22 protein-coding genes and 1 tRNA gene are annotated in these 23,478 nt (G+C 27.9%); 17 read left to right on the forward strand and 6 right to left on the reverse strand.

Annotation, left to right across the window (positions count from 1 at the left end; translation table 4 throughout):
• Positions 1-54 precede the first annotated feature (54 nt).
• The 7 genes from JM47_RS03455 (at position 55) to JM47_RS03485 (ending at position 8,396) form a co-directional block, all read left to right on the forward strand.
• Positions 55-1,791 carry a hypothetical protein gene (locus tag JM47_RS03455; protein ID WP_208894974.1) on the forward strand — a complete coding sequence of 579 codons (1,737 nt, stop codon included), beginning with the start codon at positions 55-57 and terminating at the stop codon, positions 1,789-1,791.
• A 149-nt stretch (positions 1,792-1,940) separates the two neighbouring features.
• Entirely contained in the window at positions 1,941-3,152 is a 1,212-nt protein-coding gene (locus JM47_RS03460) for a potassium channel family protein (protein ID WP_208894975.1), read from the forward strand.
• Entirely contained in the window at positions 3,153-3,359 is a 207-nt protein-coding gene (locus JM47_RS03465) for a hypothetical protein (protein WP_038103367.1), read from the forward strand.
• 20 nt (positions 3,360-3,379) lie between these two features.
• On the forward strand, positions 3,380-4,543 hold the full coding sequence (locus tag JM47_RS03470) for a Vmc-like lipoprotein signal peptide domain-containing protein (protein ID WP_208894976.1): 1,164 nt from the start codon (positions 3,380-3,382) through the stop codon (positions 4,541-4,543).
• Between the two features lie 47 nt (positions 4,544-4,590).
• Entirely contained in the window at positions 4,591-5,280 is a 690-nt protein-coding gene (locus JM47_RS03475) for a Vmc-like lipoprotein signal peptide domain-containing protein (protein ID WP_208894977.1), read from the forward strand.
• A 16-nt stretch (positions 5,281-5,296) separates the two neighbouring features.
• Positions 5,297-6,238 (forward strand): hypothetical protein, encoded by a 942-nt coding sequence (locus JM47_RS03480; RefSeq protein ID WP_208894978.1) that lies wholly within the window; start codon positions 5,297-5,299, stop codon positions 6,236-6,238.
• 10 nt (positions 6,239-6,248) lie between these two features.
• On the forward strand, positions 6,249-8,396 hold the full coding sequence (locus tag JM47_RS03485) for an MIP family Ig-specific serine endopeptidase (RefSeq protein WP_208894979.1): 2,148 nt from the start codon (positions 6,249-6,251) through the stop codon (positions 8,394-8,396).
• A 156-nt stretch (positions 8,397-8,552) separates the two neighbouring features.
• Here JM47_RS03485 and JM47_RS03490 read toward each other — a convergent pair whose 3' ends face one another.
• The gene (locus JM47_RS03490) at positions 8,553-10,433 is read right to left on the reverse strand and encodes a hypothetical protein (protein ID WP_208894980.1); all 1,881 of its coding nucleotides are present in this window, start codon (positions 10,431-10,433) and stop codon (positions 8,553-8,555) included.
• A 126-nt stretch (positions 10,434-10,559) separates the two neighbouring features.
• Between JM47_RS03490 and JM47_RS03495 the strand changes: the two genes are divergently transcribed.
• Positions 10,560-10,633, forward strand: a tRNA-Gly gene (locus JM47_RS03495).
• Positions 10,634-10,736: 103 nt separating this feature from the next.
• Here JM47_RS03495 and JM47_RS03500 read toward each other — a convergent pair.
• From JM47_RS03500 to JM47_RS03520, 5 genes are read right to left on the reverse strand one after another with little or no spacing between them, the layout of a single operon-like run.
• Positions 10,737-11,591: a DUF3196 family protein gene (locus JM47_RS03500; protein WP_208894981.1), complete on the reverse strand. Its 855-nt coding sequence runs from the start codon at positions 11,589-11,591 to the stop codon at positions 10,737-10,739.
• Positions 11,548-12,300 carry a DUF402 domain-containing protein gene (locus JM47_RS03505; protein ID WP_244870381.1) on the reverse strand — a complete coding sequence of 251 codons (753 nt, stop codon included), beginning with the start codon at positions 12,298-12,300 and terminating at the stop codon, positions 11,548-11,550. Before JM47_RS03505 ends, JM47_RS03500 begins: the two co-directional genes overlap by 44 nt.
• 9 nt (positions 12,301-12,309) lie before the next feature.
• Positions 12,310-12,837, reverse strand: a complete 528-nt coding sequence (locus JM47_RS03510; RefSeq protein WP_208894982.1) for a hypothetical protein — start codon at positions 12,835-12,837, stop codon at positions 12,310-12,312.
• Positions 12,824-13,903: a heat-inducible transcriptional repressor HrcA gene (gene hrcA / locus JM47_RS03515; RefSeq protein WP_208894983.1), complete on the reverse strand. Its 1,080-nt coding sequence runs from the start codon at positions 13,901-13,903 to the stop codon at positions 12,824-12,826. Before hrcA ends, JM47_RS03510 begins: the two co-directional genes overlap by 14 nt.
• 5 nt (positions 13,904-13,908) lie before the next feature.
• Positions 13,909-14,628 carry a hypothetical protein gene (locus JM47_RS03520; protein WP_038102863.1) on the reverse strand — a complete coding sequence of 240 codons (720 nt, stop codon included), beginning with the start codon at positions 14,626-14,628 and terminating at the stop codon, positions 13,909-13,911.
• Positions 14,629-14,721: 93 nt separating this feature from the next.
• Here JM47_RS03520 and JM47_RS03525 point away from each other — a divergent pair, with 93 nt between their 5' ends.
• From JM47_RS03525 to serS, 9 genes are read left to right on the forward strand one after another with little or no spacing between them, the layout of a single operon-like run.
• Positions 14,722-15,564 carry an MPN551 family DNA-binding protein gene (locus JM47_RS03525; RefSeq protein ID WP_208894984.1) on the forward strand — a complete coding sequence of 281 codons (843 nt, stop codon included), beginning with the start codon at positions 14,722-14,724 and terminating at the stop codon, positions 15,562-15,564.
• Positions 15,549-16,742: a tRNA uracil 4-sulfurtransferase ThiI gene (thiI, locus tag JM47_RS03530; RefSeq protein ID WP_208894985.1), complete on the forward strand. Its 1,194-nt coding sequence runs from the start codon at positions 15,549-15,551 to the stop codon at positions 16,740-16,742. The genes JM47_RS03525 and thiI overlap by 16 nt, the downstream gene beginning before the upstream one ends.
• 4 nt (positions 16,743-16,746) lie before the next feature.
• Positions 16,747-17,703, forward strand: coding sequence for a DHH family phosphoesterase (locus JM47_RS03535; protein WP_208894986.1), 957 nt, complete (start codon positions 16,747-16,749; stop codon positions 17,701-17,703).
• A gap of 44 nt (positions 17,704-17,747) precedes the next feature.
• Entirely contained in the window at positions 17,748-18,620 is an 873-nt protein-coding gene (locus tag JM47_RS03540) for an alpha/beta hydrolase (protein WP_208894987.1), read from the forward strand.
• Entirely contained in the window at positions 18,598-19,272 is a 675-nt protein-coding gene (gene tmk / locus JM47_RS03545; RefSeq protein ID WP_208894988.1) for a dTMP kinase, read from the forward strand. Before JM47_RS03540 ends, tmk begins: the two co-directional genes overlap by 23 nt.
• Complete coding sequence (locus JM47_RS03550; RefSeq protein WP_208894989.1) at positions 19,272-20,060, forward strand: DNA polymerase III subunit delta; 789 nt, start codon at positions 19,272-19,274, stop codon at positions 20,058-20,060. Before tmk ends, JM47_RS03550 begins: the two co-directional genes overlap by 1 nt.
• 1 nt (position 20,061) lies before the next feature.
• Positions 20,062-21,378, forward strand: coding sequence for a tRNA uridine-5-carboxymethylaminomethyl(34) synthesis GTPase MnmE (mnmE, locus tag JM47_RS03555; RefSeq protein ID WP_208894990.1), 1,317 nt, complete (start codon positions 20,062-20,064; stop codon positions 21,376-21,378).
• 2 nt (positions 21,379-21,380) lie between these two features.
• Positions 21,381-22,169, forward strand: a complete 789-nt coding sequence (locus JM47_RS03560) for a TatD family hydrolase (protein WP_208894991.1) — start codon at positions 21,381-21,383, stop codon at positions 22,167-22,169.
• 42 nt (positions 22,170-22,211) lie between these two features.
• Positions 22,212-23,465, forward strand: coding sequence for a serine--tRNA ligase (serS, locus tag JM47_RS03565; RefSeq protein ID WP_208894992.1), 1,254 nt, complete (start codon positions 22,212-22,214; stop codon positions 23,463-23,465).
• Positions 23,466-23,478: the final 13 nt, after the last annotated feature.

The following is a 23,478-nucleotide window of genomic DNA, read 5'->3' on the forward strand; positions in this document are numbered from 1 at the left end:
GTTTATAATTTAATAATATATTAATAAGGATATAAGACCTAAGGACAAATAGTTGTGCTAAGTACTAATTTATTTGATTTAGAGATTGAGAAATTAACCAAAACATTAGTTTCTAAAAACAAAAAGGTTGTTGCTTTACATAGTGTAGAAGAGAACGAAGCCTATAAGCTAATGAATAATTTAATCAATCTAATGGATGTTCAAATTCCAGAATGATCATCGGTTTCAAATGCTACTGTAGAGCAATGTATTGATGATATTCGGAACTTTTTACTATCTAATGCAACGATGGAAAATTTTAAGAATTTGCCAACTAATTCAACAATTTTAAATTGATGGAAAAAACGTCGAATTAGCAAAATTGTTAATAAGCTTGAGGAATTAGATACAGCAAGAAGTGGTAAAGTAGTAACTTCTCGTTCTGGAATTTTCTTATTACCAATCTTAACAACCTTAAGTACATTAGGTGCAACTTTAGCTGTTCCATTATTATCAATCGCTTTCTTAAGAACAAAAGAAATTGTTGAACTATGAGGAAATGGTGGTTTCCACGCCTTAGTTGGTTCTTGTTTTAGTTTAGTATTTATTATTATCATTGCTACATTTGTAACTTTATTTAATAACATCAAAAACAATCATAAAGACTATATTGTCAAAAACATGAACAATACCTTATTAAAGATTTTTGATAAATATTTTATTTTAGATTCGAAATTCAATATTAAAAACAAGATTACATTTTATACCAAGTTTATCGAGCGTTCGAAATTAGTAATATCGAACCATTATACATTCTTTTATGACACCATTAATGTTAATGGGGATAATTATGTTTCAATTCTTAAGTATTTTAAAACTTTAAATCATTTTAATAACACTGTTGTTTTTAATGCTAGTGAGTATAAATACTTAGATGAAAGAAAGATTTTTAGAAACGTGTTTAGTGAAGATAAAATCATGGTAGCACGGATCAATAGATATAAAAATAAAACATCAGGTCGTAGATTGATGAATTTCATCTTCTATCAAATCTCTATGATCTCAAGTTTAAATACTAAGAAACTATTACAAAAATATCCTTTATTTGTAAATGCTTTATATCGTTTCTTAGAATATAGTGAATCAAATAGCGAGCTATTAAATTTACTATTAGATGTGAAACGACACGCTTATAAGATTTCAAGCCAGATTGATGAAAGTTATCAAAGGTTCTTTGTTGATTTCTTTGTATTAGCTGTTTTTAGAGCTTTAGATGAAAACGGGTTTGATGCTTTAAGTAATGATATTTCTTACTATGGTAAACCAAGTGAAGAAACAAGCAATAACGTTACTTACACTTCTTTAAAATTAGATCAAATTCTTAACAACAATGTAATAAATTTTGGGCAACAAGCATTTATTTTTAACTTGCCAGATTATTTTGAAGAAACTGATAACAAAAACATTTTTGCTGAATTATCAAGTGCTAATAAGAATATTGATTATTCACCAAGAAGTCAAATTGCTATAGCTACAAAACAAATGAAAGAAAAGGGTTATACCCCACAAGAAACATCATTAAGCGAAGACTTATGATATGATGCTTGCTTTAGTTCAGATCATGATGATGACACTTATTTAAAAGTGTTTACAATGAATGAGAATACTGAATACTTCAAAGAGTTACATGAAACCTTTGAACAAGCAACTAAATCAGGGGTTAAGAACCTGTTGATTTATGTTTATAGTATTAAGATGTTATACCGTTTAATTGATGATCAATATGAATTAGTAAATGAAACAATTAGTTAATAACTAGTTGTTGTTTTAGTTTTATTAATTAAATTATTAATCTCTAAAAAGGAAATAATATGACCAAGTCCCAACGCCAGGAATTTATCCGCAATAATAAGATGATCTACTTTAACAGGTTTAGGTATTTCTTTTTTGAATGAACTTCAATGAAGGCTTATCAAAAAATCTTAGTACCTGAAACTGTGGTTGGTTTTATATATCAATTTATTTTATTTTTTGCAAGTGCAGCAGCTAGTGCTATATTTATTTATAATCACTTTCAATTACAAGAATATAGTGTAACAAAACATTTTTCTCAAGAACAGTTTGATCATACGATCTATTTTATAAAAACTTATTTTAATGTTTTTTATGCATTAAACTTCGTCTTCTTATTAGACTTTTTAATGCGTTGAATGTATGCTGATTACACATATAATACACTAACAAGACTAAAAGCCTTTTCATTAATGCCTTTTCGATTTGTTAATTTATTAGACTTAACTTCATTTATTATTGCTGTGACAATTTATAATGTTGTGATTAGTCATAATTTACATGCTATTGAACAAGCAACAAGTTTAGAAGAGAAGATTAAATATTTTAATAATATTGTATTTGATAAAGCGGCAATGGATGTGTTTCCAGCTGTTATCTTGGCTCGGATTTTAGGGTTACACCATAAAGTTATTAAGTTTACAATTGCAAGCGGACAAGTTAACTTTTTTTTAGAAATTATAAGAAGACGTTGAAACGTTTTATTATCTTCATTTATCTTATTAATTCTGACAACATTCTTTTTAAGTTTTATTGTTTATCGGGTAGAACAAGATTATTACAATGACTTTAATATTCCTATAGATAGTGATGAGAGAAAGTTTAAAGATTTTGGAAGTGCAATGTGGTTTGCAGTTGGGACAATTACAACCATTGCTTATGGAGATATTACTCCGGTTTCTAAAGCTGGTCGGGTATTTGGAGCGATCTTAGGTTTAGGTGGAGTTGCTTTCTTTGGGTTTATTACTTCATTATTAGCTTCTGGAATTGTTTCATTGATTTCAGAAAAAACAAGATCAATGGAAAATAATCGACTTCAAGCTTTACAAAGTGAAAATGAACGATTATTGCACGAGTTTTCTAGCAAACTTAAAAAAGAGATTATTGAAGAATTAGTTAAGCATGAAGCTAGACTTGAAAATGTAACAGTTCAAGAAGTACAAGTTGATAAAACCGATCTTTTAGATAAAGAAAAATCTAGAAAAAAACAAACAAGAAAAAAAGTTTACTATGATGATATTACTTCATTAACTAAATCAAAACAAATGGTATTTCAAAAAAGTACACGGAAAAGAACAACAAATAAAAAGAAGGTAAAATAGATGATTAGATTATTGTTAAAAATAATTAAATGATTATTAATCATTATTGGTATTGGTGGAGCTGGAGTAGTTGTTGGTTGATTTGCTAATCAAGCACACACTAACGCTACACAAAGACATAGAAAGTTTGTTACTAACGATCTATCTTCTGAAAAAGATTCAACTACTAAAAAAATCAATCTTAATAAAAATAATGAAAATAAATAAGAAAACGGGGTTGGAATATTATGAAATATAAATCTAAACAAAAATGACTAATCAGTAGTTTAGTAGTTTTATCAGCAGCTAGTATAAGTGCTGTTGCTGTTTCTTGTGCTCCTAAAAATAGTAGTCCAACTAAACCATCAAAACCAAAAGATAATAAAAACAAAGATCAACCTTCTAATTCATTAAATAATAATCCTGTTCAACAACCTAAAGATACACCAAATAATCCAACAAATCCTACTAAGAATCAAAAGGAACAATCTGATTCACCAGATAGAATGAATGATCAGACTCCTGGAACTCAACAAAACCCACCTGCTGATAAAGAAAAAGATAAGCAAGGCGAGAATGATAAAAATACTTCTCCAGAACCAGCTCCAGAAGTTCTTGATGAAACAAAACCATTATTAAAATTTAGTGATGAATCACCAACAATTGAACTTTATCCTGGTTCAAATAGAGCTAGACTATCTTTAATTCTCGATAAACAAAAATTCAATGGTGAGTTAAAAAATAAATATATTATTGTGAAATTAAAAAAAGATGGCACAAATATCGATGCCACGTCTATGCCGATAAAACTAGATCAAGATGCTAACAATTTACAAATTGACTTCCATCCTGTTGTTGAAACTGCGAAATATAAACTAGATTCTGCTTTCATATTTAGTGAAGAAAAAAACGAACAACAAAAACCAAAAGAAATCATAAATATTATTTTTAGCAATAAAGATAAAAACAAATCTATTATTGTAAAAAAACAACAAGGTAAAAAAGAAATTCCTGAATCTGAAAAAGATAAAAAACCTATTGTAATTCAACTAAAACAAAACAACAACGAACTTGAAATAGAAGTTAAATCAAAAGATGATAACAAACCTATTAATGGTAAATACTTAAAATTTGCTGTTACAGGTCTTGATAAAACAACAAAAGAATATATAACTCCAAGTGTTGATTCTAGTGGTGATTTATTAATTAATAATGGTATGGCTAAAATACCAGGCATTTTAATTGATCAAGATTACAAGAATAAATTTGAAAAAGTTGTCTTAAAAATTTTTGGTATTTACGACAATAAGACTGATATGAATAAATCAACAGAGTACAGATTTGATTACAATGATCCTAATACATTAATTGATTACAATGATAATTTAATTCTTTCTAAAGATATTAATTAGAAAATGTAATAAATATTATTTTGAAGAATAGAAAGCAAGAAAAGTTTATGAAATATAAATCTAAACAAAAATGACTATTCACTAGTTTAGTAACCCTATCAGCAATAAGTATCGCAGCTGTTGCTGTTTCTTGTACTCCTAAAAATAGTAATCCAACTAAGCCATCAAAACCAGCTGAAACAAAAAAGAACAATCCACAAAACTCATTATCTAAACCATCAGACAATAAAATTTCTACACCTTCAAAACCAAAGCCAACCAACCCTTTGTCTAGTCAACCTAAAAATAATCCTTCTGACACTAAAAAGGATAGTGTAGACAAGGTTACAAAACCAAGTGATTCTACTAATAATCAAAAAGACAAAGATCAAACCGGTAATAGTAAAACAGATAAAGATCAAAAAGATCAAACTCCTAAAACACCAGAAACTAAAAAAGAAGATAAGACGGATAGTTCAAAACAAGGTGACAACCCTGGCTCTCAAAAGAATGATTTAGATTCATCTAAGAAAAAAGAAGAGGGTAAACAAAACCAACAAAATCAAAATGATAATAATGGTGGCAACTCTGATACAACGCCAGATCCAAAACAACCATCACAACCACAACCACAACCACAACCACCTGAAGAAAAAGATACACCTGGCGATGATCCTAATGTAGGAGAACAAAAAGAACCTGCTCCTAAAAAAAGATGAATTAGAAAAGCAAGATGAACAACCACAAAAAGAGGGTAAAAATCAAGATCCTAATATGGAAAAACCTAAAGGAATGGAAGCAGACAAACCTAAACCCCAACAACCTGCCCCATCTACTCCTGATCAAGAAGGTAAAAACAAAGATGGTAAAGGTCAAGATACTGAACCAATGCCTGAGCCTGAAGTGATTGACACTTCAAAACCATTATTAGAATTAAAAGAAACATCTGGAAATATTTCACTTAACCCCGGCTCTAATGAAGGTAGATTAACATTTAAATTAGATAAACAAAAATATCCAGAAAACTTTGAAAATAAATTTATTGTTGTTAAAATAAAAAATATTGATAATAATTCTTCTATTTTACAAGGTTTTCAAAAATTAGATGATCCAGAAAATTTAGTTATTCCTTTTGCACCTATTATTGAAAATGGTAAATATAAATTAGAATCAGCAGCTATATTAGAAAAGAAAACCGATGCACGTGAACCTAAAGAAGTTGTTCAAGTTATTTTCAAGAAAGCAGATAAAGAAAAAACTCTTATTGTTAAGAAAGCAACAAGAAAGTACGATATTCCTGCTGGTGAAGAAAATAAATCGCCGGTTAATATTAAATTAAACACAGCAAGTGATAAGTTCGAGCTAAACGTAGAAACTAAAGATAAAAAAGAAAAAGTAAATGGTGTTTTCTTAAAATTCATTATTCTTGGACTAGAAAAATCTAAAAAAGTGTACTCAACTCCAAGCTACACTCCTGGTGAATACTCAGAAGTTAAAGATGGTAAAGCAACTATTACTGGTATTGATTTTGAAAATAATTACAAAAATGCATATGATCATATTGTTGTAAAAATCTTTGGTATTTTTGAAGATAAAGATGGACATATAAAATCAACAAAATATAGATTTAACTATGAAGATCAAAACGAAACAATTGATTCAAGCAATAATTTAATTTTATTCAAGGATTTAACTAAGGATAGCAGCTCAAGGTAAGGGACTAAATATGATTAATAAGAAAAAAATATTTTTAATGAGTAGCATTGCTATTGCAGCATCAGCTAGTATAATAGCCGTTGCTGCAGCTTGTACAGAAGAACAAAAGCCTGAACAAAAATCAAACCAAAATCAATCTGATTCTAAAAGTGGTTCTGGAAGCGGTGTAATAAGAAATAACAGTTCTAAAAATAGTATTAAGTTTACTGTTGCTTTGGAATCAAACACTTTAAACTACCGTAATCAAAAACACAACATAACATTAAATGTTGGTTCTCAATATGCAAGAAAAATTGTTGAAGTTGAACTAAAACCAAATAGTTCTAGCTCAAGCGGATCATCTATTAAATCAACTAAAGCACCAAGCAATAGCAGAGGTGAAGCAACAGTTGTCTTTAGTGGTTTAGAACACAACAAAAGCTACTATATTTCTGCAGTTAATGTTTATGAAGATCTAAGAAAAACTACTCCTATTGTATCTAATTCTTATTTTGCTAATACAAATGAAACTTTAGTTGTTAAAACCCCAGCTAATGGTGATGGATCAAACAATGTTGGCTCATCAAAGGGTTCTTTTGATCCAAATCAAAATAATTTTAACCCAGGATCTGGTCCACTACCTAATCTCGACAATCTTGAGCAACTTCAACAACATATTGCAAGAATACAAAAAGAAAAAGAACAAAGAGAGAAATATCGTCCCGTTTCTGCATCTGTTCCAGATTTAAAAATAAAACCAGAGCAAGCATATGAGAAAATTAAAAATCGTTCTTTTGCTATTGGATTTAATAGTGTTGATTATGCTAAGGAAAGTAATGGACAAATTAATAATTCTGTTGTACCTTTTGAACCAACAGGTACTGGCTGATTATTAGACTACGCTTGAAAAAAAGGTGAAAAAACTTCTGATGAAGTGATGCTTTACATTGCTACTAATGCCCATGTTTATAATCGTGCATTTAATGCTATGGACACTGCATATAAATCTCAATTTCCAGAATACTTCACGAAAGAAGAACGAAAAAATGCTAAGGTTGATAGTTTTGTATTAGCTGTCCCTAAGAAGGATGCGAACTTAAATCCAATCCCGTCTGGTAAAAGCTATGGACCTGAAAATAAATTACAATATTTTGTAAATGCAACAAATCATGAGCGATTCAGTTCTGAGAGAGTTTTTAACGATATTGAGTTCTTAAAAGAAGGTGAAGAAGCAATATTCTCAAATCCTAGAACTGTGTTTGTTGCTTTAAATATCTTTGATGAACAGCGTAATAAAGAACTTTACAATGCTGCAGATAATGAAGAAGATAGAAAATATAGTGCTAAGGATTTTGCAGTCTTTGGCATCAAAGTAAATTATAAAAAACTAAAGGAAAAAGCTGGTTCTGATCCTAAATATAAATTATTGTTAGATCATATTGATGCTGCAATGAAATCAATTGATGATGACATCAAGAAATTCTCAGAAAAGAAACATCCAAACCATGATCAAAGCACTACTCCATATTTAAGTCTTGATTACCCATCAATGTGAATTAATAAGGATAGACCACTTGATCAACAATTAGATAAAGCAAAATACAATATAGATAATAATACATCACTAAATATTGAAAGAGCTTATATAGCAGGTTTCCCAAAAATTGGTTCAAGTCAAATGCTTTGAAGAAACTACCCTGAAGGATCATCTATTCCTGAAGATGCTTTCAATGGAAATAGTTTTGGTAAAGGCATTGGAGTTTCTAAAATATTAGATGATCAAAGAGAATCAACTGGTTTTGGTTTTAACGGATATGTTGATTTTAGTAGCATCTACTTTGGTGCTTCTGGTTCATTAGTAGTTAATGAATATGGTTTACCAATTGGTATTTATTCTGTAACCGACAGCAAAGTTGGTGACAAAGACATCAGCAAACGTGGTGGATTCACTTTCTTAGTTCAAGCACATAATGATAATAAGAATCAACAAACAGGTCCATCAAGAACATTAATTAGTTTACAAGCTGGTCCAGCTCACAACTTAATTGATGGTTCTGATCAAGAAAAATACCCATACCAAAAGAAATCTTACCGTCAAAACTTAAATTGATTAAGTAAACAAGACAACTCTGAATTTAAAGAATTTGCTAAAACTGCAATCTTTAAAAAAGGTGCTTAATAACAACCAATTAATAATAAACAACCCCTTAGGTTAATCCTTAGGGGTTTTTGTTTGTTTGTTTGTTTGTTTGTTTGTTTGTTAATATTTAATTTAACACAACAAAAAAGACCTATAGTTTATCAACTACAAGTCTTTTGATATGTTAATAGTTAATTAGAATGAAGCTTTACGCATTCATGAACAAATTTCATGTTCTAGATCATCTTTAAGTTTGTTATCGTCATTATTAATTAATAAGAAGTAACCATCATCATCACTAATGAAGTTGAAGTCATCAAATGAAATATGTGCATTATTCATAATGCTATGTAATTGTTTAATGTGTTGGTGAAGAACTTCTTTTTTAGGTTTTTCATCTTCATTAAGATAAGCTGTTAGTTCTTCAATTAATTCTGGTTCTTGAGCAAGTATAGAATTATCTAAATATCTAGATCAAGTGAAGAATGTACTTGCTTCTTTAGGTTTTTGTTCAAGTACTGCATATAAACGCATTGAAATTGGTTTTTCTTCATATTCCACATAAGGAACATTAATAACATAACTTCTTCCTCTAAAATAAACAGTTACAGGATCAATTCGTTTATGAGTAATGTATGTTACTAATTTTAAATCAAAAACATTAACTCCAAAGTTTGTTCTCTTATTTTCATGAACAAAGTAGAAATCAACATCTGATGGATTTTCTAATGATAATAATTCTAGGTTTGTGAATTTTTCAGCTAATGTGTTTGATATGTAATTAGTTGGTTGGTTATATTCTTCAAAAATATAATTACTACCAATTCTATATTTATTATCGTTATGGTATCATTCACGAGAAATAACAGGGCTTAAGTTAATATAAACAAAGTTTCTAATGAATTCAGAAGTTAATAATTTAGTTTTAGCTAAAGCAAGTTTAATATTATCAGCTAATGTGTCGTTGTGTTCAGTTTTTAGTAAACTTGAAAATCTATACGGTGGGTGTTTTGTAAAGTAGTAAGCTAAATCTGCTGTATCGTTTGCTGGTGTTAGAAGGTGATCACCTTTTTTATAAATGGTATTATCAGCTGATACACTTGCTCAATCTAAATATTGTTCTTGTGCAAGTGGAGTGAAGTATTCATATAAAGATTGTTCAATATCTAAACTATGTTTCCCTCCCCCAATTCCATATCGCATTGAGAACTCATGGTTAGAGAATAATGATTTATCACGTTTTTTAATTGTTTGTGCATGAGTTGTAAAACTAAATTCAGGTTTGAAGTTTGTTTTTTGTACATATCAATTACGAACATCAATTCTTGGTGTTGGTTCATCATGAGTTGCAACAAGGGTGTGATTTTCAACTCGATCTTCATCTCTAATAGTTACAACAATTGAAGCACTAGTTCTTACTGTATCAATTCAAAATTCTTTATAGTTAGCTAAGAAACAGTCTGTGCTTTTAAAACGAACATTTAAACAGTTACTAAACCCAACAATTTGTCCTTGTTTATGAGTAGGAAGTCTCATTGTTTCTATAACAGCTAAGTTAGGTGTAGGACAAAGCTCTAAACCATTTGCTCAGAAGATTTCTTGAGCAAATTTATAAGGAGTCACTTTTTCCATTACCTTAAAGATAATTCGGGCTTTTTCTTCGTTTGTTTCATCAATTATCTTTTGATTATTAGCAGCAAATATATTGTAATCTTCAATTACTTTTTTGTTTTTAAAGTAAATCGGTAATAAAGCAAAACCAATGATGATAAAACAAGCAATGATAATAAAGATATTACCTACCTTTTTACCTAAAATTCCATCACTTTTATAACGACTAGAAACTTCACTTTTAATTTGTTTAATTTTTAGTTTTAATAATTCTGTTTTTTCAACTTGTTCTTTATTTTCAGCTGTGATTTTATCTTCAATAGCAGCTAATTTATCATCAATACTAGAATTAAATTCAGCATAATATCCATTAATTGGATCACTAATTAGTTGTTGAATCTTTTCTTTATTTAATCCCGTTTTTTGTTCGGTTTTTTCTTTTTCTTGGATATCGATTTGTTCCATATCAACACCTCTAATGTATATTTTAAATTATACATAATCCAGATTTTTTAATTGGTCTAAATATACTAAAAATAGAAAAAATGAATATAATATATGGAAATGAATTATAATATATAGGTATTTTATGCAGATGTAGTTCAATGGTAGAACGCAACCTTGCCAAGGTCGAGACGCGGGTTCGATTCCCGTCATCTGCTCCATTTAAAATAAATAGCTCTTTAAGTAGAGCACAAATACCGTATGCAAAAAACAACACAGCAATGTGTTGTTTTTTGTTCTCTTCATATCTAAAAACCCTATTAACTATTCTTCATCAAACTCTTCATCATCTAAATACTCTTCTTGATCAGCTATCATTGCAAGCTCAAGAACAGAGACAAACTCTTTTTCTTGTTCATTTAAAACATGATCTCATTTAAGTTTTTTGTTTTCTAAAATTGATTTAGTAAAAGTATCAATTAATTTAAATAGTTGATCTGATGATAGTGAACTATTAAAAGGGAAATAAGTGTTTGTACAAAAAGCTGATAAATGAGTTAGTAAGTTATAGATTTCTTGATCTTTAACATGTTCATAATAATATTGTTCAAAAGCAATACCAATATTATTAATACCAACTTGTTCTCATACTTGATAAAAGTTTTCAAACTCTTGGTTTGGTTTTAATTTCATACTTTTATTAAAAAAAGAATTATAGTATTCTATTTCTATATCAATATTATTAACTACTAATAAATCAAAAGCTTGAAGTTTATCAGATGGTTTAATAACTTTGTTTTTAAAAAGACTTTCTAAAAAAGCAATATCTACTTCATTAAACTCATTAACAAATTTATAAATATAGAATTCTAACCAATGGATTGATAAAGAATTTGTTTTAAGATTATAAATTTGATTATAGTAATCATTCTTAGTGAATTTAGCTTCGTTTTGTTCGATTCATTCCATTTCAGCTTCACGAATGATTTCATTAGCTTCAGATTGAAATCTTTCTAATGTTGGGATATCTATTAATGGGTTTTTGAATTCTAAAGATAATAAATCATAAGCATAAGAATAATCCTTATGCTCTTTTGCTTCTTTAACTTTTAATAAGATATCATCAAAGTATTTTTTAATGTGTTTCTTTTCGTTTTCGGTTAGGGGTCTTTTGTTCATTCTGTTTTATATTATTTTTCTTTTTGTAATAGTTACGACGTTTTTTATAATGATGTTTATTTTTAGGTTTTTTAACATTATTAAGAGCATTAGAAATGTTATTACTTGTTTCACAATGAAGTTTAAGAAGAGCTTCTTTAGAGATTAGGTTTTTAAAATGGTTGTTTTTGATTTTTTTGATAATGTTTTGTTCTTCAACAACAATTTTATGGATTAAAGCTGGGGGATATTGATATTTAACAGTATTATCAAAAAACTCATCAATATCAACTTCTCTTCAAGAACCATCAGCTCCGATTTTAAAATCTAAATCAAAATCATAATACTTAATTGCTCTTTGTTCATAAATAAAAGGACTAGCTACATTAATATAGGTTTTAATACCATCATTATCAATACTGATGATCGTATTAAATCAATCATCCTTATTAAAGAATCAATAACTAGTTCTTTTTGTATAAGAGTTGAAGTTACGAAAGGTGTTTTCTTCACTTGTGATTACTTGACTTTTTGTTGAACATAAAATTAGTAAATCATCACTGTTGTGAACAACAATTGGGTTTGATCAAGTTCGATATAATCAGCCATTATATTTATAAGCGTGAACCATTACGGGATCACCTATTTTTAATGAATTGGTATCTTGAAACTCTTCTTTATTTGGTTTTGTATTGATATTGGATTTGATGCGGATTCTATCTTTAGACATAAAACAATCCTAATTTGTTTGCATAATTAATAAATTGATTAAAAAATCAATATTAAGACCATAATGACTTTTTAAGTTTTTAACACAATCAATGAATTCTTTGTTGCGATAACAAGCTAGATCAAAATATAATGGGTCATTATAGTTAAGTTCACTAAGTTTAGCATTAGCATTAATAAATGCTAGATAATGATAAAAATTATCTTTAAGTTCATTATAGAGTTGTTGTGAACTTGGGTTTATTAAATCAATGATTTGATGGGTGTAAGATATTAAAACATCATCATCAAGATGATGTGTTATTAAGTCTTCATAAATAACTTTGGTTTGATCAAAGAACTTAACTGCAAAAGGGGCATTAAAATATTGAAACATTTGCTCAGAAGCAAAATAAACAGAAGCTAATAAGTATCGATTAAAGGCTTTAAATCGGTAGTGAATTAGTTGATAATGTTTTAAAGAGATTTTCTTAAAAACATGCTCTAAGGGTTTAATAGCGATTTTAAAACCTTTGTTTAAGTGTTTAATTGTTGCCATCTTGTTTAGTTCCTGCTATTTTTTCAAGTTCAGCTTTAATAAAATCTAATAAAGCTTTTACTTTGGCATAATCCATTCTTGTTGGTCCAACAATTGATAATTGTTTACTACCTTCAGGTAGTTGGATTTGGGTTGAAGCAATAGCAAACCCTTCTTTACCAAAGCTATCCCCATAAGTGATATTAGTAGAACCATGGATTTTTTTAGTTAAAGAAATTTGTTCTCATACACTAGTATCTTCTAGTAAATTTAACATTTCTTCTAATTTCTTTTGATCTTCAAATTCAGCATGTTTCATTATATATTTTACACCAACATGAGTCATTGAATAAGATGGTTTCTTAGAATAAAAATCAAAGATCCGTTCCATGATCTCAGCTATAAAGGCTTCAAAAGCATGAACTTTATTTCGGATAATATCTTTAATAGAGTTCATTTTATCTTTGATTTGTCATAATGGTGTATCTACTAAACGTTCATCTAAAACATTAATACATGTTGATAGATCTTCAAACCGAACATTAGGAGATAGATTGATGCTATGGTGGATGATTCGGTTTTTAGATGTTACTAATAAAACAATAGCTACTAGATCATTAGTTCTTACTAAATCAATTCTTTTTAATAATTCATTATCACACCCATCACTTATAACAGCTGGTAAATTAGTTACTTCGTTAATGATGTTAACTGATTCATTAAAAATAACATCAATACTAGCTTCACGTTGATATAAAATCTTTTTTAAACGGTCTTTAATTTTTTTATCAATTGGGGTTTGTGTTAGATTTTCATTATAAAAATTATAACCCTTAATTGAAGGGACACGCCCTGCACTTGTGTGTGGTTTTTCGATTAGTTCAAAACGCTCTAAAACAGCCATTTCATTACGAATAGTAGCTGATGATAAATTAGAAAAATCAGACTTTAATAAAAGGTTTTTTGAAGCAACAGGGACAGCTGTTGCTGTATATTCATCAACAATTGCTTTAAGGACTTTTTGTTGTCTTTCACTTAATTGTTGATTAAATACGACAATCTCTTTATCTTTTTTAACACCACTCATATGATCTAATCCCTTGGTGCAGTATATAGTTTATTAAAAGCAGTTAGTAAAGTATATGCTTTGTTATCGATTTGAACACTAATAAAATCAATTGTATCAATGATAAAGTTTTTAGCAAACCCAGCAGCTAATTTTTTAAAAGCAAAAAGATCAAAATCAAACTTGATTTCATGATCTAACATCTTTATTAACTTTTTATCATTGTCATATAAAGCAATTTGGTTTTTTTGTTGATCTAGATCAAGTTGTAATTGTTGGTTTTCATAATTGAAATAAAAAGTGTAAATATCATCTTTTTTTTCAAATCTGAGCAAAGTTAACGAATTAATAAATGAGGAGATATAACGGAAAAAATTCATTAATATTGTTTGGTTAAACTTATTGTTAATGAACTCTTGCATTACTTTTTCATTTTTGTTTGCAATTATAAAATAAGGGATCAAAATAAAAAGAAAAAATAATAAACCAACAATTACCATAGCAAGAGCAGGTGGGTTTAGTAGTATTGTTTGATCAACTGCTTTTTCTTTATTAACAAAAGCTCCACCAATCAAGATTGCAAAACCAATTACAAAAAGCACTAAACAAGCAATTAAACCAATTCCACGATATTTAGTAATCTTATCTTTTAGTTGTTCGTTCTCAAAGATATTTTCAACTTTTTCATTAGTTTTTAAACTATTTTTATAAAAATCTAGTTGCTGTTCAAATTTATTATGTTCCAAACTATTACCTCCAAATACTTACTTATATTATTATATAATGTTATATTAAGCTATTCTAAATCTAAATGCATAAGATGCTAGAAAGAGACTAAAATGCCATTCATCAAGAAAGTTAATGTTGATTTCAAATTAGAAGGCAACAGAATTGTTTTAAGTAAAGAATATTTAGCTAATTTCAAACATACTTTTTCTAAAATCACAGGTTCAAGAATTGGGAGTATTCTTAGTGTTAGTGATTACTCTAATCAAGTTAAAACTTGAGCTCAAATGGTAAAAATTTATAAAGAAGATATTGATAAAATTTATTCAGATGCTGGTAATATTATTGAACCTAAGATTAAAGATTATGTTGAACAAAAACTCAACATCAAATTTAGACAATATGATCCAGTAAAAATTAAGTGAGATATTTTTACTGATAATAAAATCTTTGGTGGAATTCCAGATGGTGAGCCAGTTGATGAAAATGGAGAATTATTATATCCACATGCTCCAATGTTAGAAATTAAAACAACTTCAATTGATTCTTTTAAATTCAAAATTGTTGATGAAGTATTAGTCTTACAAAAAGATAAAAGAAACTATCCAATTATTAAAAAAGAAAACGAAAAAAGAGAAAAATGATTTAAGAGTAATGGAGAAATTGAAATCCCATTAGACTATAAATTACAACTTGGCTTATATTGTTATTTACGTAATATTACAAAAGGTGTTTTTGGTATAGCTTTTTTAACTGTTGAAGATTATATGAATCCATATGACTTTGATGTTAATAAAAACGAAATTGTAATTGTTGATTATGAAATTAATTTAAAAGATTTCAGCAAGATTTTAGAAGATGCTAAACATTGGTATGAAGAACATATCATCAAAGGAATTAGTCCTGAGTTAACTGATAAAGATTTAAAGTGATTTAACATATGAACGAACAAATAAAGAACAAAATTATTTATATTAAATATGGTGAACTAACACTAAAAGGTAAGAATCGAAAAGATTTTGTTAAAGTGTTAACTAAAAACATCAAACTAGCTTTAGCTGATTTTGATGGTTTAGAATATGAAGTTAACTATGATAATTTAAAATTAAAAAACATCAAAGATGATAAAAAAGCAGAATTAATCATTAATGAACTTGTTGATGTTTTTGGAATCCAAAGTATTAGTTATGCAACTGAAGTTGCTTTAGATTTAGAAATCATCAAAAAAACAGCACTTGGTATGTTAATTAATGCTAAAAACAAAACCTTTAAAATTGATGTTTCTCGAAGTAATAAAAACTTTCCTTTAAATTCAATGGAATTAGCACATAAGATTGGTGGACATGTTTTAGCACATAATCATAATTTAAAGGTTCAAATTAAAAATCCTGATTTATTAGTTCGTGTTGAAATCAAAAATGATTGTGCTGTTATTTATAATCAAAGAGTAGCAGGAGCAAACGGACTACCAGTTGGAGCAAACGGAAGAGCTTTAGTTTTATTATCTGGGGGAATTGATTCACCAGTTGCTGCTAAATTAGTAATGAAAAGGGGTTTATCTGTTGATTTCATTACTTTTATAACTCCACCCCACACAAGTGATGAAGCATTAAATAAAACAATTGAATTAGCTAAGATAATTACTAAGAATAATAAGTTGTGTAAATCAAATTTATATGTTTGCAACTTCACTAAACTTCAAGATGAAATTGCTCACATCTCAAAAGAAGCTTATCGAATTACTATTATGCGTCGTTATTTTATGCGTATTGCTAAACAAAAAGCAATTGAAACTAACGCATCTGCTTTAGTAACTGGAGAAGCACTTGGGCAAGTAGCTTCGCAAACACTTGAAAGTATGCAAACAATAGCTAATGTACTTGATAATTTTCTATTACTTAGACCATTGTTAACTTATGATAAAAATGAAATTATTGAACTAGCTACCAAGTTTAAAACTTATGAAACTTCAATTCTTCCTTATTGTGATTCATGTTCGTTATTTGCTCCTAAAAATCCGGTTACTAAACCAAAAGAAACTGTTGCTAAATCACTAGAAGAAGAATCATTAGTAATTAATGATATTTGTGATCTAGTTTACAATAAAGAAATTACTAAAATTAAGTTAGGGTAGTTTTATGTATCAAGATCTAATTAAAAACATTATTGAGTTTACTTATGGAGCTTCTAAGATTAGTATTTTTGTTCACCAGAACCCTGATATTGATGCATTAGGAAGTGCTTTTGCTTTAGCTCGAATCCTTCGATTAAATACAGCAATTATGCAAGTTAAAATTGTTGGTATTCATAACCAACATGAAAAACATTTTAAAAACTTGTTTGAATTCGATAAAGAAGAAGTCGATGAACAGTATGTAAAAGATTCTGTTGGTTTTATTGTTGATACAGCTAATGATGAGCGAGTTTTAAGTAACTTAAATCATTTATGTAAAAAAACAATGTTAATTGATCACCACGTTAAAACAACCCCTTTTACAACAGTTAGTTATATTGATGATAGTTCAATTGCAGCTTGTGAGATGATTGGTTTAGGATTAATGAACCAAAAAGACTACAACTTTGACATTAAAACATTAAATTATTTATTACTTGGAATAACAACTGATTCAAATCGATTATTTTATGATAAAGTAAGTGCACGAACTTATCAATTAATGGCTTGATTTGCTGAAAATGGTGTAAAACACCATGACCTTTATTTACAACTTTATGAACGAAATCTAGAAGATTTAAAAATTGATACTTTCTTGTTAAATCAACTACAAGTTGATGAAGGCGTTGGTTATATTAAAGTTGAAGATAGTTGGGATGATCAATTTGACTTTAAACGTTGAAGTGATAAAGTCTATTTAATGAGTAATATCAAAGAAATTAAGATTTGATTTATTACTTATCATGATGATACAAAAGGTTTTTATAAAGTTTCATTAAGAAGTTCTAAATATCCTGTTCGCTTAGTAGCTGAAAAATATAATGGGGGCGGTCATAATTTAGCAGCAGGGTGTATATTAGAAACAATTGATAAATTAGATGATTTAATAAATGATTTAAAACAACTAATTAAAGATAATTAAAAATATAATATCTTTATTGATTATTAAATATGAGGAGTAATAGAATGGAATTAATTAAAAACCAACACATTAACTACTTTTTTGAACCAGCTAAAAGTGAAAACAAAAAAGGTAATATTATTTTTATTCATGGGTTTAATGCTTTACCAAGTTATTTTTATTTAGTTAGTGATTATTTCATTGAATATGATTGCTATTTCATTTGTTTACCAGGACATGGTTATACTAAAGTAGTTAATGAAAAAGATTTAAATCCGATTAGTTTTGCAGATGCTATCATCAATCTAATTCATGAATTAGATCTTAAGAAATTTTATTTATTAGGTCATTCACTTGGTGGAGCAATTGCTTGTATGCTTGCGGAAGCTTTGATTACAAGAGTTGAAAAATTAATTGTTGTTTGTCCATTCTTTTATGGTTTTAATAAAAAGATATTAGGTGCTTATGCACTATTACCTTGGTTTGCAAGAAAGCATCCAGATAAAGCCCTTAAGAAAATTTATTTTGATTATCGAAACAATTTTATTACTCACCCTAAAACAAGACCTGAAATTACTCCTTCAAGTCAAAATAAAGAAAAATATTTATGAAAACTATTACTTAATATGGGTTTTTCATCTGAAACACATAAACGACTTAAATATGCTCAAAGCAACTTAATAGTTCCTACCTTATTAATTAACTCAAAAAATGATCAGTTGATTGATTATAAAACAGCAGCTAAAAAGCTAGCTAAAACTAAAGATTTACAAATTTATACTTTTTATAAATCTGGACATATTCCATTTGTTGAAGAACCAGATCTTTTTGCAAAAGTTGTATTAGATTATTTAAATGATCGATTAGTTGAACAAACACAAAACGAAGAAGTTGAAGAATCAGAGGGTGATTTTATTGAACAAGAAGCAAACGAATAAAAAACCCTTATTTATTGTTTTTGAAGGAATTGATGGTGCTGGGAAAAGTACAGTTTTATATGCTGTTAGCAAACGTTTAAAAGCAAAAACAAAACGTAAAATTATCATAACTCGTGAACCAGGCGGAGAAAATTGTACTAGTGCAGAAAGTATTCGATCATTACTACTTGAAAACATTGATAATTTTGCTCCTACAACTTGTGCTTATTTATATGCTTCAAGTCGAAACGAACACATACAAAAAGTTTTAAAACCAAACTTAGTAAATGATAATGTAGTGATTTGTGATCGATTTATTTACTCATCATATCTTTATCAAGGAATAGCTCAAAATGTTGGTTTAGAAAATGTTCGCTTAATTAATCAAGCAGCTGTTGAATCAATCAACATTGATTATGTTTTTTATTTTGATATTTCATACAAAAATGCAATGGCACGAATCGATCGAAGAATCCATACTAATTCATTTGATAATCAGAAAAAAGAATTCTATTTTAATTTATTAAAAAACTATCCTAAGATTTTATATGATCCAGTTTATAACCATAATGCTGAAATCATTATGGTTAATGCTAATTTAGATTTTGAATCAGTTGTTAACTTTATTGTTAAAAAAATAGCAAAGATCATTAAACAACAGGAGAATAGTTAATGATTAGTCATGCTAATTTATTGATTTTAAATCAAGCAGCTAATCAAATTGCTTATTTAAAAGAACAATTGATTGAAGTAATCAAAACAAAAACTAATAATGATCTTGATTTATACATTAATAAGATCAATAATGATCAATATTTAGATCTTGTAATCTTGGATGGAGCTAGTTTAAAGAAACAAGATTTAATCGATTTACAAAATCGATTTAATAATCCTGGACTTGAAAGTATTGATGTTAAATTTTATTTAATTAAAAACATCGAACAAGCATCTAAAATTGTTTTAAACTCATTATTAAAATTTGTTGAAGAACCACCATCAAACACCTTTGCTTTTTTTAGTTGTAAAGATGTTAATAAGGTATTATTAACTTTAAGAAGTAGATGTAATTTATTTCAGCTAAAAGCTGATTATGAAACATTTAATAAATATCTTAATCAACTAGAAGTATATAATACTTATAACTTAGACTTAAAAGCTATTTTTACTAATTTAGAAGATTTAGATGAATTAATTAATAGCTCATCTATTAAGGTTATATTTGATTGTTTTAATGTTTTTGTTAATAATACTAATTTATTAGATCAACTTAAGTTTGTTGATATCATTAAAGACTTTAGTGCTTTAATGATTAATTATTTAATTTCTTTACTTCTTAGTTTAGATCTAAGTATTAAACAAAAAGAAGCTTTATTGAATCTAGCTAATAAAAACAATAAAGTACTTATTAACAAAAATGTCTTTTTTACTTTATTGTGAAACATAATGAATTGGAGAAAATAAAATGACTACAATTGTTGCATTATCAACAGCTCCGATGAACTGTGCTATTCATATTATTCGGATCTCAGGACCAGCTGCTTTTCAAATCGTTAATAAAATAACTAATAAAGAAATTAAAAAAGAAACTTTTAAGATTCAACGAGCTTTAATAATTGATCATAATGAAGTAATTGATGATGTATTAGTTAATACTTTTGTTGGTCCTAAAACTTTTACAGGTGAAGATCTAATTGAAATCAACTGTCACGGGGGTGTGGTAGTTGCTAATATGATCATTAAGTTATTAATTAAAAATGGGGCAACACCAGCTCAACGTGGGGAGTTTTCTCAACGAGCTTTATTAAACAAAAAAATGGATTTATCAGCAATTGAAGCGATTAATAACTTAGTTAATGCTAAAAATGAACTAGCAGCCAAAGGAACAGTTGGAGCTTTACTTGGTAAGGTTTCTAAAACTATTAGTAATTTTAGAGAACAATTATTTTTATTAATTGGTCAAATTGAAGTTAATATTGATTATCCAGAATATGATGATGTTGAACAAGTTGATGCAATTAAACTAAAAACTAGTTTAGAACAATTACACAAACAAATAGCTAAAATTGTTCAATCATCAAAACGTTATTTACCAATTAATAAAGGGATTAAAGTATTAATCATTGGTAAACCAAATGTTGGTAAATCAACTTTATTAAATGCTTTAGCTAATGAAGAAAAAGCAATTGTAAGTGATATTCCTGGAACAACAAGAGATGTTGTTGAAACAACCATTAACATTGATAACATCACTTTAAATATCTTAGATACTGCAGGGATTCATACAACTGATGATTTAATTGAAAATTTAGGTATTAATAAAGCAAAAAGCTTAATTGATCAAGTTGATCTAATTTTATATTTAGTATCATCAACAGAACAAGATGAACTAGAGTTACATCATCTAGTTCAACATCAAAACCATTTAGTGGTTTTTACTAAAAAAGATTTAATTAATAAGTATGATGATACTAAACTTTATATTAATGCTAAAGAACAAGAGATTGAACCCTTAATTAAAGCGATTAAACAATTATTTCATACCCATGAGTTTGAAAACTCAAATCAAGAATTATTACAATCTGCCCGACAAGTTGGTTTATTAGAACAAGTTCAATTAATTATTGAACAAGTAATTAATCATTTAAACAATAATGCAACAGTTGATCTTGTAATTGGTGATTTAGAGATGTGTAATCACAAATTAAATGAAATTCTTGGAGTTGGAGAGAACTACGACTTTTTAGATGAACTATTTAAAAACTTTTGTATAGGTAAATAAAGATGAAAAAGACAACTTTAATTGATACACATACACACACTAACATTGAACCATTAACACAAGAGTTTGATCAAATAGCTAAAGAGTGTTTAGCTCAACAAATTGGATTTAATATTGTTGGAGTTGATTTAGCTACTTCTAAACTTGCTATTAAACAAGCTAAACAGTATGATCATTTAATGTGTTCAGTTGGTATCCATCCAACTGAGTTCAAAGAATTAAATGATGATATTATTGATCAACTTGATCAATTAATAGCTGATAACTTAGATGTGATTAGTTCGATTGGTGAATGTGGTCTTGATTATTATCATCAACCTTATAACAAAAACCTCCAAAAAGAGTTTTTTATTAAACAAATTAATTTAGCTAAAAAGTATAATAAAGCATTAATGATGCATATTAGAGATGCACATGATGATGCAATTGCTCTTTTAAAAGAACAACAAGTAAAGAATGCTATTGTACATTGCTTTACTGATAAAAGTAGTTACATTGATCAATATAATGAATTAGGTTGTTATATTTCATTCCCTGGGGTAATTACTTTTAAACCAACAGCTAACAATAATATTTTAGATTTATATGAAGCTGTTAAAAAGACCCCACTTGATAAGATTTTAGTTGAAACCGATGCACCATATTTAACACCAGCTCCTTATCGTGGTAAAGTTAATTATCCACAATATGTGCAACATACTGCTACTACAATTGCTAAAATTTTAAATAAGTCAGTTGAAGAAATAAAAGCAATTACAACAGCTAATGCTAAAAGAGTTTTTAATATTTAATTGAAACTATTAATAAAAAGATAAAGAATACAGGTTATTAACATGTTTGATATTAATTTGATAAGAAAAGATTTAGACAACACAAAACAAAGAGTTAAAGCTCGTAATTTTGATCCATCAGTTATTGATAAGATTTATCATCTTGATATTTTAGTTAGACAATTAATGGTTCAAGAACAATCTTTAACCAATAATAAAAACAAACTATCTAAAATAATTCCTGAATTAGCTAAAACAAATAAAGAAGAACAATTAAAAGTTTTAGCTGAACTAAATACTATCAAACAAGAAATTGAAACAATAAGTGAACAGTTAACTGTTAATAAAAAAGAATTAGATAGCTTATTATTAACAATTCCTAATGTTGCTGATGAATCAGTGCCAGTTGGAAAATCTGAAGATGATAATGTTGAAATTAAACGTGTTTTTGAACCAACTAAATTTGATTTTGAACCTTTAGCTCACTGGGATTTAGCTGCTAAAAATGAATTAGTTGATTTTGAAAAAGCAGCTAAATTAACTGGTAGTCGTTTTAGTGTTTATACTAAAGATGGAGCTAAACTTTATCGAGCTTTACAACGTTTTTGTTTAGCTATGAATACAAATGCAGGATATGAAGAAATTATTGCCCCTGTTATTGTTAATCAAGATTCATTAATTGGATCAGGGAATTTACCTAAATTTGCTGAAGATTTATTTAAGCTTGAAAATAGTAATTATTATCTATCACCAACTGCAGAAGTGCAATTAGTTAATTTACATCGAAATGAAATCTTAAAAGCATCTGATCTACCTAAAAAGTTTACAGCACTAAGTGCTTGTTTTCGTAGTGAAGCAGGATCTGCTGGTAGAGATATGCGTGGGGTAATTCGTCAGCACCAATTCCACAAAGTAGAATTAGTGCAACTAACTAAACCTGAAGATAGTTTTAATGCTCTTGAGTTAATGGTAAGTCAAGCTGAAAGCATTCTTGAAGCATTAAAACTACCTTATCGTCGTTTATTGTTATGTACAGCTGATATGGGCTTTTCATCAGCTAAAACTTATGATCTAGAAGTATGATTACCATCATATAATGCTTATAAAGAAATATCAAGTTGTTCTAACTGTACAAACTTCCAAGCAAGAAGAGCAAAAATCCGTTATAAAGAGCATATTAACAGTAGTACAGAATATGTTCATACGCTTAATGGATCATCACTTGCAATCGATCGTTTATGAGCTGCTGTTGTTGAAAATTATCAGCAAAAAGATGGTTCAATTATGATCCCAGAAATTCTTAAAAATTATTTGTAAACTTTATTTTCCG

The organism is Ureaplasma diversum (assembly GCF_000941095.1).
Lineage (GTDB): Bacteria > Bacillota_I > Bacilli_A > Mycoplasmatales > Mycoplasmoidaceae > Ureaplasma > Ureaplasma diversum.